The 14670-nt window shown below is 63.5% G+C and carries 13 protein-coding genes and 2 tRNA genes; 12 read left to right on the top strand and 3 right to left on the bottom strand.

The genetic code is table 11. The features are described from left to right. Positions 1-14: 14 nt before the first annotated feature. Genes yidD through rpmH form a run of 3 tightly spaced genes read right to left on the bottom strand, consistent with a single transcriptional unit; the run spans position 15 to position 989 of the window. A complete protein-coding gene (gene yidD / locus AC5RWA_RS08265; RefSeq protein WP_494057223.1) occupies positions 15-407 on the bottom strand; it encodes a membrane protein insertion efficiency factor YidD in 393 nt (130 codons plus the stop codon). Then, the gene (gene rnpA, locus AC5RWA_RS08270; protein WP_079597941.1) at positions 400-810 is read right to left on the bottom strand and encodes a ribonuclease P protein component; all 411 of its coding nucleotides are present in this window, start codon (positions 808-810) and stop codon (positions 400-402) included. The genes yidD and rnpA overlap by 8 nt, the downstream gene beginning before the upstream one ends. A 41-nt stretch (positions 811-851) precedes the next feature. Further along, positions 852-989, bottom strand: coding sequence for a 50S ribosomal protein L34 (gene rpmH, locus AC5RWA_RS08275; protein ID WP_003800212.1), 138 nt, complete (start codon positions 987-989; stop codon positions 852-854). A gap of 467 nt (positions 990-1456) precedes the next feature. On the opposite strand from rpmH, the gene dnaA reads away from it, so the two are divergent. The 12 genes from dnaA (at position 1457) to AC5RWA_RS08335 (ending at position 14670) form a co-directional block, all read left to right on the top strand. Beyond that, a complete protein-coding gene (gene dnaA / locus AC5RWA_RS08280; protein ID WP_079597942.1) occupies positions 1457-2878 on the top strand; it encodes a chromosomal replication initiator protein DnaA in 1422 nt (473 codons plus the stop codon). Positions 2879-3403: 525 nt separating this feature from the next. Next, positions 3404-4528 (top strand): DNA polymerase III subunit beta, encoded by a 1125-nt coding sequence (gene dnaN / locus AC5RWA_RS08285; RefSeq protein WP_079597943.1) that lies wholly within the window; start codon positions 3404-3406, stop codon positions 4526-4528. Positions 4529-4621: 93 nt separating this feature from the next. After that, positions 4622-5506: a phosphogluconate dehydrogenase (NAD(+)-dependent, decarboxylating) gene (gene gnd / locus AC5RWA_RS08290; protein ID WP_115526030.1), complete on the top strand. Its 885-nt coding sequence runs from the start codon at positions 4622-4624 to the stop codon at positions 5504-5506. Between the two features lie 45 nt (positions 5507-5551). Then, complete coding sequence (recF, locus tag AC5RWA_RS08295) at positions 5552-6763, top strand: DNA replication/repair protein RecF (protein ID WP_494057224.1); 1212 nt, start codon at positions 5552-5554, stop codon at positions 6761-6763. Then, a complete protein-coding gene (locus AC5RWA_RS08300; RefSeq protein ID WP_079597946.1) occupies positions 6747-7304 on the top strand; it encodes a DciA family protein in 558 nt (185 codons plus the stop codon). Before recF ends, AC5RWA_RS08300 begins: the two co-directional genes overlap by 17 nt. Before the next feature lie 379 nt (positions 7305-7683). Continuing rightward, positions 7684-9771, top strand: coding sequence for a DNA topoisomerase (ATP-hydrolyzing) subunit B (gyrB, locus tag AC5RWA_RS08305; protein ID WP_115526027.1), 2088 nt, complete (start codon positions 7684-7686; stop codon positions 9769-9771). Between the two features lie 55 nt (positions 9772-9826). After that, on the top strand, positions 9827-12505 hold the full coding sequence (gene gyrA / locus AC5RWA_RS08310; RefSeq protein ID WP_079597948.1) for a DNA gyrase subunit A: 2679 nt from the start codon (positions 9827-9829) through the stop codon (positions 12503-12505). Further along, a complete protein-coding gene (locus AC5RWA_RS08315; protein ID WP_494057225.1) occupies positions 12498-13145 on the top strand; it encodes a DUF3566 domain-containing protein in 648 nt (215 codons plus the stop codon). Before gyrA ends, AC5RWA_RS08315 begins: the two co-directional genes overlap by 8 nt. Positions 13146-13242: 97 nt before the next feature. After that, positions 13243-13316: transfer RNA gene (locus tag AC5RWA_RS08320), tRNA-Ile, on the top strand. A 70-nt stretch (positions 13317-13386) separates the two neighbouring features. Next, complete coding sequence (locus AC5RWA_RS08325) at positions 13387-13503, top strand: DLW-39 family protein (RefSeq protein WP_217700331.1); 117 nt, start codon at positions 13387-13389, stop codon at positions 13501-13503. Between the two features lie 72 nt (positions 13504-13575). After that, positions 13576-13651: transfer RNA gene (locus AC5RWA_RS08330), tRNA-Ala, on the top strand. Between the two features lie 77 nt (positions 13652-13728). Beyond that, positions 13729-14670, top strand: coding sequence for a DMT family transporter (locus AC5RWA_RS08335; RefSeq protein WP_494057226.1), 942 nt, complete (start codon positions 13729-13731; stop codon positions 14668-14670).

Consider the following 14670-nt stretch of genomic DNA (forward strand, 5'->3'; position numbering starts at 1 on the left):
CTTATCCCTATTCGTCAGGCCGCACTGCGGCCTTCTTCATCAGTCCGAGCAGCCAGGTACTTGTCCGGGTTGTTCAGCACAACAATTGTGGGGGCTTGGCTCTCCGGCCAATCCCGCTTACCGGCGGGGACAGGGTCCACGCCGCCGGCATTCCATGGATGGCAGCGGCCAAGGCGCCTGACTGCGAGCCAGCTGCCCTTGACGGCTCCATGGACAGTAACCGCTTCAAGGGCGTAGGCCGAGCATGAAGGGAAGAATCGGCAGACCTGGCCGTACAAGGGAGAAATCACCTTGCGGTAGGCCTTGAGCAACACGATGAGGATGTTCCTGGGCAGGTTCCACAAGAACATCCCGACGGCGGCGGCAACAGGATGGGGACGGGCGACGACGGCGGTGGCGTTACGCACGCGGTGTCCCCTCCTGTGTTGTACCGGCCGAACCGTTGGCGGCAGCCTTCGGGAGGCGGCCGGCCAGCCGGGTCAGCGTCGATTCCAGTGCAGCGTTGTAGTCCGACAGCAGCTGATCCCAGCTGGCAGTCGCGGACGCAGGAAGCGCCCGGACCACTATGGCGAAGCCTGTGCCATGCTCGCGCAGCGACGCAGCACCTGCTTCTCTTAGTCTCCTCTTAACGAGGTTCCTGACCACAGCGTTCCCTACACTCTTGGAAACGATGAACCCGATCCGGCTGGGTTCGTCGGCAGCAATAGCTGCCGCATATAACACTACGTTCCGGCGCCCATTGCGGACACCGGAACGTACAGTTGTTGAAAAATCGGATGCAGTCCTTAAGCGGTTGCGGGTGGCCAGCACCTTAAACTCGCAAAGAGATGTCTACCGAAAAGTTCAGTTATTTAAGCCGACAGCTCGGTACGGCCCTTGCCACGACGGGCTGCCAGGATGGCGCGGCCGGCACGGGTACGCATACGAAGGCGGAAGCCGTGCTTCTTGGCTCGACGGCGGTTATTCGGCTGAAAAGTCCGCTTGCTCACGTTAGTTACTCCAGTGGATCAAAGGTGCGCCCACCCGATCAGTATGGGGAAGAACTGGCCGACGCTAAGTTTTGTATATGCACGCTTCCCCCGGCTGCTCAAACGCGGAGCGCCTGAGAGATTCAGATGGGGCCAAAAAGCGGACACAAAGGACTTCACAACGTTAGGGCAATTTAAGCCTTCGAGTCAAACCGGCTGGTCGCCCCCACGCTATCCCCAGCTGTGCCTAACCCACCCGCCGTGCCTGTGGATGAAGTGGCTCACAAGCCCCTTTTTCGAACAACAGCCGTGTAATTATCCACAAGCTACTTGCCAGCTATCTTCTAGGCTTTTCATCCCCTAGAGTGGCTCAGTAGCCGATTATCCACGGACTGTGCATAACCCTGTGGATGAAGCTGAACCGATAGCGGTTCACGACTTGCGGCTGCAGGCAATGCAGGCAAAGCAAGTTTTGAGGGAACCGATTGATGACAGTAGACGAAGCCAACCACGCCAATACTGTCGGAAGTTCCTGGCGGCGCGTTGTCAGCCTGCTGGAACAGGACCACCGTGTTTCACCGCGGCAGCGTGGCTTTGTCATCCTCGCCCAGGCGCAGGGCCTGATTGGCTCCACCCTCCTGGTGGCGGTTCCCAATGAACTCACCCGTGAAGTCCTCCAGACGCAGGTCAAGGACGCCCTCGATGATGCCCTGCACAACGTCTTCTCCGAGGACATCCGGTGCGCCATCGACGTCGACACGGACCTGGTTCCCATCCACGAGGAGCCCGAACCTGCCGTCGAGCCGTCCTTCGCTTCGGACCAGCTGATCGAGCAAAAGCCGCAGCCCATGCTTCCCAGCACCTCCCATGAGTTCGGCCGGCTGAATCCGAAGTATGTCTTCGACACCTTCGTGATCGGTTCCTCCAACCGGTTCGCCCACGCGGCCGCCGTCGCCGTCGCCGAGGCCCCGGCAAAGGCATACAACCCGCTGTTCATCTACGGCGATTCCGGATTGGGCAAGACCCACCTCCTGCACGCGATCGGCCACTATGCCCGCCGCCTGTACAGCGGTATCCGCGTCCGCTACGTCAACTCCGAAGAATTCACCAACGACTTCATCAATTCCATTCGCGATGACGAAGGCGCCAGCTTCAAGACCACCTACCGGAACGTGGACGTCCTGCTCATCGACGACATCCAGTTCCTGGCCGGCAAGGACCGGACGCTGGAAGAGTTCTTCCACACATTCAACTCGCTGCACAACAACAACAAGCAGGTGGTCATCACCTCGGACCAGCCGCCCAAGCTGCTCGCGGGATTCGAAGACCGGATGAAGTCCCGCTTCGAGTGGGGCCTGCTGACAGATATCCAGCCGCCGGAACTTGAAACCCGCATCGCCATCCTCCGCAAGAAGGCCCTGAGCGAAGGTCTGTCCGCGCCCGATGATGCCCTCGAGTACATCGCTTCCAAGATCTCCAGCAACATCCGTGAACTCGAAGGTGCCCTGATCCGCGTCACGGCCTTCGCCAGCCTCAACCGGGAGGCCGTGGACGTGGCGCTGGCGGAAATGGTCCTCAAGGACCTCATCACCGACGACGGCGCCCAGGAGATCACCTCGAGCCAGATCCTGCAGCAGACGGCCGACTACTTCAAGCTCAGCATGGAAGAGCTCTGCAGTAAGTCACGGACCCGCACTTTGGTAACTGCCCGGCAGATCGCCATGTACCTGTGCCGGGAGCTGACGGACATGTCCCTGCCCAAGATTGGCCAGGAGCTCGGCGGCCGCGACCACACCACCGTCATCCACGCCGACCGGAAGATCCGCGAGCTGATGGCCGAGCGCCGTGTGATCTACAACCAGGTGACAGAGCTGACCAACCGCATCAAGCAGCAGCAGCGCGACTCCTAAGCGCCCCGCCTATACCTTATTAACAGGTGCATGTGGATAAGCCTGTGGATAGTTAAGGGGACAACCGCGGTTAATGGGCTTAAAACCCTTAAGCCGCCTGTGGATCGGCAAAATCGCCAAAATTCTTATCCCCATCCACACCCTGTTTAAAACCTGCTGCGCCCACAGTCCATGAACAGGGCTTAACCGCCGGAACGCGGGGCGGGACGAGGTTATCCACAGTTTCCACAGCAGTTATTAACACTACTAATCCCAGAAAATTGAAATCCCTCAAACAACAAGATCGATTCGCACCCTAGGAGGGTCGGGCCGGGCGGCCCCGGCCTTCCCCAGGACGGACTCGGGGGATGGGTTAATCCCGGATCTTCCGGCTAAGCTGTCAGCAGCGCTCCCATCCCCGGGTTCCTGCGTGGTTTCCATCAGCAGGGACCATGCACGTTCCGGGTGTGGGGCACCACTTTTTGGGATTCCCCCACGGGAGTTTCCAGTCCACATGGCAGCAGCAATGAAAGGCGGCACCCTTCCGTGAAGTTCAGAGTCGATCGGGACGTCCTGGCAGAAGCCGTCACCTGGACAGCCCGGTCCTTGTCTCCGCGGCCGCCTGTGCCCGTCCTTTCCGGGCTGCTTTTGAAGGCTGAAGCCGGAACAGTCAGCCTCTCGAGCTTTGACTACGAAACCTCGGCCCGCCTGGAAATCGCAGCCGACATCCGGGACGAAGGCACCATCCTGGTGTCCGGGCGCCTGCTTGCCGATATCTGCCGCAGCCTCCCGTCGGCTCCTGTCGACGTCGAAACCGACGGCAACAAGGTGACTCTCACCTGCCGCCGCAGCAGCTTCCACCTGGCCACAATGCCTGAAGCCGAATACCCGCCGCTGCCGGCGTTGCCGGCTATCAGCGGAACCGTGCCCGGGGACTCCTTCGCCCAGGCTGTTTCCCAGGTGATCATCGCTGCCAGCAAGGACGACACCCTCCCCATCCTGACCGGTGTCCGGATGGAAATCGAAGACGACCTGATCACCCTTCTCGCCACGGACCGCTACCGCCTTGCCATGCGTGAGGTTCCGTGGAAGCCGGTGACCCCCGGCATCTCCACCAGCGCCCTGGTCAAGGCAAAAACCCTGAACGAAGTAGCGAAAACGCTCGGCAACAGCGGAGATATCAACCTGGCCCTCTCCGACGACGACAGCCGCCTGATCGGCTTCGAAAGCGGCGGACGCACCACCACGTCCCTGCTGGTTGACGGCGACTACCCGAAGATCCGCTCGCTCTTCCCGGAATCCACCCCCATCCACGCCACGGTGCAGACCCAGGAACTGGTGGAGGCTGTCCGCCGCGTGTCGCTCGTGGCCGAACGCAACACCCCGGTCCGGCTTGCCTTCACCGAGGGCCAGCTGAACCTGGACGCCGGTACCGGCGAAGACGCCCAGGCATCAGAGGAACTTGAAGCCCAGCTTTCCGGTGAGGACATCACGGTGGCCTTCAACCCGCACTACCTGGTGGAAGGCCTGAGCGTCATCGAAACCAAGTTCGTCCGGTTCTCCTTCACCTCGGCTCCCAAGCCCGCAATGATCACCGCCCAGGCAGACGCCGACGGCGAGGACCAGGATGACTACCGTTACCTGGTGATGCCCGTCCGCCTCCCCAACTAAATAGCGCCAACTGTCGTTTTGGAGGCCCACAACGACAGTTACTGCTACCCAGTTGGGCAACCTCCCATCCCTAGCGCAGAAAAGAGTTCCATCATGCACATTGGACTGATCGGCCTTGGCAAAATGGGATTCAACATGCGCGAACGGCTGCGCAAGGGCGGCATCGACGTCACGGGTTATGACCGCAACCCGGACGTCACCGACGTCGCCTCGGTGGATGAACTCCTCGCCGCCATCCCGGCGCCCCGGCTGGTCTGGGTGATGGTTCCGGCCGGCGCGGTCACCGATGCCGTCATCATGGAACTGGCGGAGAAGCTGGACGAGGGCGACCTGGTGGTCGACGGCGGCAACTCCCGCTTCACCGAGGACCAGAAGCATGGCGAACTCCTCGCCGCCAAAGGCATCCGGTTCGTTGACTGCGGAGTTTCCGGAGGTGTCTGGGGGCTGCAGAACGGCTATGGCCTGATGGCCGGCGGTGACGCCGCAGACATCGAACGTGCACTGCCGGTCTTCGATGCACTGCGTCCCGAAGGTGAACGCGAGGACAGCTTTGTGCACGTAGGCGGCATCGGCGCCGGCCACTACGCCAAGATGGTCCACAACGGAATCGAATACGGCCTGATGCAGGCCTACGCCGAGGGCTACCAGCTGCTCGCTTCCAAGGACATCATCAATGACCTGCCCGGGACCTTCCGCGCCTGGCAAAAAGGCACCGTGGTCCGATCATGGCTCCTTGACCTGCTGGTCAAGGCACTGGAAGAGGACCCTGGGCTGCAGAACATCGACGACTACGTCGAGGATTCCGGCGAAGGCAGATGGACGGTGGAAGAGGCCATCGCCAACGCCATCCCCGCCCCGGCCATCACGGCCGCACTGTTCGCCAGGTTCGAGTCCCGTGAAGACAGTTCCCCTGCCATGAAAATGGTGTCTGCCCTCCGGCACCAATTCGGCGGACACGCAACCCGTCCGGCCAAGTAGCATCCACCGGGGACAGCTGCTGTCCCCAGAATTGTCGAAACCCGCGTGTATCTGGAACACCTTTCCCTGACCGATTTCCGCAGCTACGCCCAGGTTGACCTTGCCTTCGAACCGGGCGTCACCGTCCTGGTGGGATACAACGGCATCGGCAAAACCAATCTGATGGAAGCCATTGGCTACCTTGCCACGCTGAGCTCCCACCGGGTCAGTTCAGACGGACCCCTCCTGCGGTTCGGTACAGACCGCGCACTCGTCAGGGCACGGCTTGTCCGCGGCGGGCAAACCACGGTCCTGGAACTGGAAATCAATGCCGGGCGGGCTAACCGCGGCCGCATCAACCGCAGCAACCCGGTACGTGCCCGCGATCTGCTGGGCATTTGCCAGACCGTCCTCTTCGCTCCGGAGGACCTGGCGCTGGTCAAGGGTGACCCGTCGAACCGCCGGCGTTTCCTGGACGAACTGCTCGCCAGCCTCATCCCGCACCACGCTGCCACCCGCAGCGACTACGACAGGGTGCTGAAACAACGCAACGCCCTGCTCAAATCGGCGCGCGGCGGAAAGTTCACCTCCGGACACGAGGCAACCCTGGACGTATGGGACCAGCACATGGCAAAAGCGGGCGCCGAACTGCTCCACGCGCGCCTCGAACTTGTGGAACGCCTGCGCCCGCACCTGGCACGCGCCTATGCCGAACTGACTGACGGGTCCAAATCCGCTGACGCCACGTACCGTTCCACCCTGCAGAACCAAATGGACGACGACGGCGCGCCGCTGCCAGGTGGGCCACGCACCGCATTGCCAGGCACCGCCGTCGAACCGGACGACCTGCGCGCCTTATCCGTGGAAGAGCTCACCGAACGCTACGTCAGGGCCTTCGCCGAATCACGGAAAAAGGAGGTGGAGCGCGGTATTTCACTGGTGGGCCCGCACCGGGACGACCTGGAACTTGTCCTGGGACAGGCGCCGGCGAAAGGCTATGCCTCGCACGGTGAAACCTGGTCCATGTGCCTGTCCCTTCGGCTCGCTTCCTACTATGTGATGCTCGACGACGCCCGCACGGGCGGTTCCGCCCCCATCCTGATCCTCGACGACGTTTTTGCCGAACTGGATGTGCAGCGGCGGCGTAAACTGGCCGCTATAGTCTCCGGCGCGGAACAGGTCCTGGTGACCGCCGCCGTCGACGCCGATATCCCGGAAGAGCTGTCCGGACGGCGGGTGAAAGTCATCCCGGGAGGAATTGATGGTCAGGGACAGTGAAGACGGCGGGCTGCAGCCCGGCCGCGATCCCGACAACATTGATGCCCCGCAGGCAGCACTGAACAGAATGCGGGAGGCCGCCGCGGCGCGCGGCGAAATCCGCAGGAAGGCAGTGCGCCCGGGGTCCGCAAAAGCCAAAAACGGAATCCGGGACACCCGCGGCTTCAGCCAGTTCCACGCCACCGGCCGCGACCCCCTGGGACTGGGCAAAGTGGTGGGCCGGCTGGTAGCCGAACGCGGCTGGACATCACCTGTGGCCGTCGGCTCCGTCATGGCCGAATGGGCCACCCTGGTGGGACCGGAAATCTCAGCCCACTGCACTCCTGAAAGCTTTACGGCCACCACGCTCCACGTCCGCTGCGATTCGACCGCATGGGCAACCCAGCTCCGCCTGCTGAGCGCCAGCCTGCTCGAGAAATTCAGGGTGGAACTCGGCGACGGAGTGGTCACCAGCATCCAGGTGCTGGGCCCCTCGGCCCCGAGCTGGCGCAAGGGCGGCCGGACCGTCAACGGCCGCGGCCCCCGGGATACCTACGGCTAGCTTCGCTGCCGACTCTTGAAAATACCCCCAACGGCGTGTAGAGCGCTGAAAGGGCCGGAGGGTGTATAGGCACCCGGAGGCCGTCCTTCTGGGGCGCCCTAGGCGCGGTCAACGGCCTCACACGGCCACGTTGCCGCCTGTCCACGCCCCTGGAATGCGGGGTTATGGCCTGTTTCGCGGTAGAATCGTTGCAGATAACTGGGCGCGGGTGAAACGTTGACTGAGTCCGTTCTCCGTGCGCATCCGGCACACGGAGTGCGGGCCCCCAACCGTCAGCAAGTCACCGGCGCCATAAGTTTGTGCCTGTTGGCGGGTGACTTTTCCGGACGGAAGGGAAACCGGCCGGCCATCATCGAGAACAGAGGAGTCGACAGCGCCTGTGGCTAACGACAATACAGATATTCTGGCAGTTGAACCCGCAGTCGAGGATGCCCGTACCCCTGACACCCCGGCTGAATCCGCGAAGCCGCGCGAGTACGGCGCCAGCGACATCACTGTCCTTGAAGGCCTCGAAGCAGTCCGGAAGCGACCGGGCATGTACATCGGTTCCACCGGACCGCGCGGGCTCCACCACCTGGTGTACGAAGTGGTGGACAACTCCGTCGATGAGGCCCTGGCCGGGTACTGCACGCACATCGAGATCGTCCTGCAGGCCGACGGCGGCGTCAAAGTCGTGGACGACGGCCGCGGCATCCCCGTGGATATGCACCCCACAGAGCACAAGCCCACCGTCGAAGTGGTCATGACCATCCTGCACGCCGGCGGCAAGTTCGGCGGCGCGGGCTACGCGGTTTCCGGCGGCCTGCACGGCGTGGGCATCTCGGTGGTCAACGCGCTGTCCAGCCGCGTGGACACCGAGGTCCGCCGCCAGGGCCACGTCTGGCGCATGTCCTTCGCTGACGGCGGCAAGCCCCAGGGCAGCCTGGTCAAGGGCGAAGAGACCGACCGCACCGGCACCACCCAGACCTTTTACCCGGACCCGGCAATCTTCGAAACCACCGAGTTCGATTTTGAGACCCTCCGCGCGCGGTTCCAGCAGATGGCCTTCCTCAACAAGGGCCTGCGCATCACTCTGACGGACGAACGCGCACCCGCCAAGGATGAAGCCGATGCCGATCTTGACCTGGACGCCATCGCCACCGAAGGCGAGGTCAGCGCGGAGCACCGCACCGTGGTGTACCAGTACGACGAAGGCCTCCTGGACTACGTCAAGCACCTGAACTCCGGCAAGAAGGTGGACGTTGTCCACGAAGACGTCATCGCCTTCGAAACCGAGGACAAGGAACGCCGGATTGCCCTGGAAATGGCGATGCAGTGGACCAACGCCTACTCCGAGAGCGTCCACACCTACGCCAACACCATCAACACCCACGAGGGCGGAACCCACGAAGAGGGCTTCCGCGCTGCCATGACCTCCCTGATCAACCGCTATGCGCGGGAAAAGGGGATCATCAAGGAAAAAGACGACAACCTCACCGGTGACGACATCCGCGAAGGCCTGACCGCCGTCATCTCCGTCAAGCTGTCCGAGCCCCAGTTCGAGGGCCAGACCAAGACTAAGCTCGGCAATTCCGAGGTCAAGGGCTTCGTCCAGCGCGTGGTCACTGATGGACTCGGCGACTGGCTGGAACGAAACCCGGGCCCGGCCCGTGATGTCATCCGTAAGGCAATTTCCGCAGCGCAGGCCCGCATGGCGGCACGTAAGGCACGGGACAACGCCCGCCGGAAGAGCCCCCTGGAATCCTTCGGCATGCCCGGCAAGCTCTCCGACTGCTCCTCGAAGGACCCGGAGAAGTGCGAGGTCTACATCGTGGAGGGTGACTCCGCAGGCGGATCCGCAAAGCGCGGCCGCAACCCCGAAACCCAGGCCATCCTGCCCCTCCGCGGCAAGATCCTGAACGTGGAGCGCGCACGCCTGGACAAGGCCCTGGGCAATGCCGAGGTCCAGTCCATGATCACCGCTTTCGGCACGGGCATCGGCGAAGACTTCGACCTTTCGAAGCTGCGGTACCACAAGATCGTCCTGATGGCCGATGCCGACGTGGACGGCCAGCACATCACCACCCTGCTGATGACCCTGCTGTTCCGCTACATGCGGCCCCTCATCGAAAACGGCTACGTCTACCTGGCGCAGCCCCCGCTGTACCGGATCAAGTGGTCCAATGCGGCCCACGACTACGTCTACAGCGACCGGGAACGCGACGCCAAGCTGGTGGCCGGCCAGGCCGCAGGCCGCAGGATTCCCAAGGACAACGGCATTCAGCGCTACAAGGGTCTTGGCGAGATGGACTACACCGAGCTGTGGGACACCACCATGGATCCGGACAACCGTACCCTGTTGCAGGTCACCATGGACGACGCCCTCGCCGCTGACCAGATTTTCTCTGTCCTCATGGGCGAAGACGTGGAATCACGCCGCAACTTCATCCAGCAGAACGCCAAGGACGTCCGGTTCCTGGATATCTAGAGCGCCGCTCCTAAATATTCAGAACCTGACATATACCTGAAACGGAAATAAATAAATGAGCGACGAAACACCCGAGACCCCGGCATCAGACGCCGGGACCCCGGACACCGTTCTTGAAGGCGACGTGCTGATTGACCGTGTGGAGCAGGTGGACCTGCAGACGGAAATGCAGCGGTCCTACCTGGACTACGCCATGGCCGTCATCGTGGGCCGTGCCCTCCCCGACGTCCGTGACGGACTCAAGCCCGTCCACCGACGCGTTCTCTACGCGATGTTCGACGGCGGCTACCGCCCCGACCGTTCCTTCAACAAGTGCGCCCGCGTGGTGGGCGAAGTCATGGGCCAGTACCACCCCCACGGCGACACCGCGATCTACGATGCCCTGGTCCGCCTGATCCAGGACTGGACCATGCGCTACCCGCTGGCACTCGGCCAGGGAAACTTCGGTTCCCCCGGCAACGACGGGGCTGCCGCACCGCGTTACACCGAAACCAAGATGGCGCCGCTGGCCATGGAGATGGTCCGGGACATTGACGAGGAAACCGTCGACTTCCAGGACAACTACGACGGCAAAAACCAGGAACCCACCATCCTTCCGGCCCGGTTCCCCAACCTGCTGGTCAACGGGTCCTCCGGCATCGCCGTCGGCATGGCCACCAACATCCCGCCCCACAACCTCCGCGAAGTGGCAGACGGCGTTCAGTGGTACCTGGCCAACCCCGGCGCCAGCCGCGAGGAACTGCTCGAAGAACTCCTGCTGCGGGTCAAGGGCCCCGATTTCCCCACCGGCGCCACCATCCTGGGCCACAAGGGCATCGAGGACGCCTACCGTACCGGCCGCGGTTCCGTCACCATGCGTGCGGTGGTTAACGTTGAGGAACTGCAGGGCCGCACCTGCCTTGTGGTTACCGAGCTTCCGTACCAGGCCAACCCGGACAACCTGGCCATCAAGATCGCCGAACTGGTCAAGGACGGCAAGATCCAGGGCATCGCCGACCTTCGCGATGAAACGTCGGGCCGCACCGGCCAGCGGCTGGTCATCGTCCTCAAGCGCGACGCCGTGCCCAAGGTTGTCCTGAACAACCTCTACAAGCACACCGAACTGCAGAGCAACTTCTCCGCCAACATGCTGGCCATTGTGGACGGCGTGCCCCGCACCCTGAGCCTGGATGCCTTCATCCGCCACTGGGTGACGCACCAGATGGACGTCATTGCCCGGCGCACCCGCTACCGCCTGCGCAAGGCGGAAGAAGAAGCACATATCCTTCGGGCGCTGCTCAAGGCCCTGGACATGCTGGACGAGGTCATCGCCCTCATCCGCGCGTCGAACACCACCGAAGCAGCACGTGACGGACTCATGGAGCTCCTGGACATCGACGAACTGCAGGCCCGGGCCATCCTGGACATGCAGCTGCGCCGCCTCGCCGCCCTGGAACGCCAGAAGATCCAGGACCGGCACGCCGAACTCGAGGCACTGATCGCCGAGTACAACGCGATCCTGGGCTCCGAGCAGCGGCAGCGCGAGATCATCAGCACCGAACTCGGCGAGATCGTGGACAAGCACGGCGATGACCGGCGCACCAGGATCCTCATGGGCTACGACGGCGACATGTCCATGGAGGACCTCATCCCCGAAGAGGAGATGGTGGTCACCATCACCCGCGGCGGCTACGTCAAGCGCACGCGGAGCGACAACTACCGCTCCCAGCAGCGCGGCGGCAAGGGCATCAAGGGCGCGCAGCTCCGCGGGGACGACGTGGTGGAACACTTCTTCGTCACCACCACCCACCACTGGCTCCTGTTCTTCACCAACCTCGGCCGGGTGTACCGCGCCAAGGCCTATGAGCTGATGGAAGCCGGCCGGGACGCCAAGGGTCAGCATGTAGCCAACCTGATGGCGTTCCAGCCTGACGAACACATTGCCCAGGTCCTGGACCTGAAGGACTACCAGCAGGCACCGTACCTGGTCCTCGCCACCAAGCGCGGCCTGGTCAAGAAGACGCGGCTTGAGGATTACGACACCAACCGTTCCGCCGGCGTGATCGCCATCAACCTCCGCGACGGCGACGAACTGGTCTCGGCGCAGCTGGTGTCCGAAACCGACGATCTGCTGCTGGTGTCGCGCAAGGGCCAGTCCATCCGCTTCACTGCCACCGAGGACGCGCTCCGGCCCATGGGCCGGGCCACGTCCGGCGTCACCGGCATGAAGTTCCGCGAAGACGACGAGCTGCTCGCCGCCAACGTGGTCACAGACGGTTCCTACGTGTTCATCGTGACCGAGGGAGGCTACGCCAAGCGCACCGCAGTGGAGGAATACCGCCTCCAGGGCCGCGGCGGCCTGGGCATCAAGGTGGCCAAGCTTGCCGAGGAACGCGGCGACCTGGTGGGGGCGCTCATCGTCCAGGAGGAAGATGAAGTGCTGGTGGTCATGGAAGGCGGCAAGGTTGTACGGTCCTCGGTGGCCGGCGTGCCTGCCAAGGGGCGCGACACCATGGGCGTCATCTTTGCGAAGCCGGACAAGAACGACCGGATCATCGAAGTGGCACGGAACAGCGAACGGGGTCTTGAGGGCGAGGAATCGCTGGAGGATGACGTAACGTTGGCTGAAGATGGCGGGACCCCCGGGGAATCCGCCGCGCCAGCAATGGCAGAAGAATCACCGGCCGTTGAGTCAGAGGACGCCTCGGGCGACGCTGAGCCGAACGAAGACAACACGGAGGTAACGAGTGAGTAATTCCGACTCATTTCCCAAGCCGAACAGTACTGTTCCCGACGGAAACCGGCCCTCGGCGGCGCCCCGCGTGAACGCCCCCGTTCGTCCGCAGCAGCGGCCGGCAGCGCCTGCCGGTGCGCCGGGCCAGCGTCCTGCCGTCCCCGGCCAGCGTCCCGTCCAGGGCCCGCAGGGAACGCAGGGCCAGCCCGGCCAGCGGCCGGCGCAGGGCCCCCGTCCTGCCGCTGTGGCTCCCGGGCAGGGAACGCCGGGGCTGGTCAAGCCGGCGCCAAAGGCAAAAGTCCGGCGGGCCCGGCTGCTGGTCAGCAGGGTTGACCCCTGGTCCGTCCTGAAAATGGCGTTCCTGCTGTCCGTGGCTTTGGGAATCGTCACAGTGGTGGCTGCCATCGTCCTGTGGACCGTCCTTGACCTCACCGGCATCTTCGACCAAGTGGACAGCCTGCTCGGCACGCTGGCCGGCTCCGAAGGCGGCGGCTTCGAACTGAAGAAGGTCGCATCCTTGGGACAGGTGGCTTCATTCGCCACCATCATCGCCGTGGTGAACGTGGTCCTCCTGACGGCGCTGTCCATGCTGTCCGCCGTGCTGTACAACATCTCCGCCACCCTTGTGGGCGGCATCGGCGTTACCCTCACCGACGATTAGGACCCCGTTTCCGACGGCTTCAGGCCGGCGGAAAGGCCCGATTTGAGATCGGGCCGGGATGTGCTGTAAAGTCATGTCTCGGCCCGATGAGGCATCGGGGCGTATAGCTCAGGCGGTTAGAGCGCTTCGCTGATAACGAAGAGGTCCCAGGTTCAAGTCCTGGTACGCCCACGGAACCTGTGCAGGTTCAACTGGAGGTTTGGTTCGGGGTAACCCGCAGCCGGGCCGGAACGGGGAGCATGTGAAGAAGTTGCTGGTACTTGCAGCTGCAATCGCAGGCGTCCTGGTCTACCGGAAAGCACAGGAATCCGAAGCCCGGAAAGATGTCTGGAGCAAGTCAACCGATACGGTGGACTAGCCTGGACGCCCGGCCCGGGAGCTGGTCAAAGGCTCTCCGGTTCTAGGGTATGATTGACGGGTTGCTTCTTATGGGGGCATGGCGCAATTGGTAGCGCACCTGCTTTGCAAGCAGGGGGTTCGGGGTTCGAGTCCCCGTGCCTCCACCATAGGAAAGTCCCGGTCAGCGGAAACGCCGGCCGGGACTTTTGTTTTGCCCCGCAGGTACCGACATTAGGGTTGGACAGTGAACCTCTTACTCGCGGCCCTGGGTGTCCTGGGTGTTGCCTCTTCCGGCCCGCTGATTGCGGCTACCCTGGGTGCCACCAGCGTCAGTGCCCTGGCTATCGCCTTCTGGCGGAATGCCATCGGAGCGGCCGTTATGGCCACCCCCACCCTTGTCCGTGAACCCGGCCAGTTCGGCAGGGTCACCCGCGGTGAGTTCCACTGGTCGCTGCTGGCCGCCGTCGCATTGGCCCTCCACTTCGCCTGCTTCATCACCTCGCTGCAACTGACGTCCGTTGCCGCGGCCACCGCGCTGGTCTGCCTGCAGTCAGCCTGGATTGCCGTCTTCCAGCTGTTCCGCGGCATCCGCCACCGCTGGCAGGTGATGGCGGGGCTCAGCATCGCCTTCGCGGGCGTCGTGGCCATCACGGGGTTCGACATGGGCTCGTCCCCGAACGTGCTGCTGGGTGACCTCCTCGCCGTGGCCGGCGGAGCGCTTGCCGGCCTCTACACCCTGGCAGGGGGCAAGGCCCGGCAGAGCATGACCACGGGAACGTACACAACCCTGTGCTACGGGATGTGCGCTGCCTTGGTGGCACTGATGGCAGTGCTGGCAGGCCAGCCGCTGGCGGGCTTCGAGGCGGCGGGATGGCTGGGAATCCTTGCCATCACCGTGTGCGCGCAACTGGTGGGCCACACTGCTTTCAACCACCTGCTGGCCACCATGAGCCCGCTCCTGGTCTCAATGATCATCCTCCTCGAGATTCCGGGCGCCGCCCTGCTGGCGGCCGTCTTCCTCGGGGAGACGCTTCCCGCCGGCACCTATGCCGGGCTCGGCCTCATCCTGGCGGGACTCGCCGTCGTCGTCCTCGGACAGAAGCCCGGGAGGGCAGGGCGGCGGAACAGGGCACCCGGGGACGAACCGCCGTCGGACCGTCCCTTGGCGGAGCTGGGCACCGACTAG

The sequence above is a fragment of the Arthrobacter sp. 210 2 genome, from assembly GCF_059093025.1.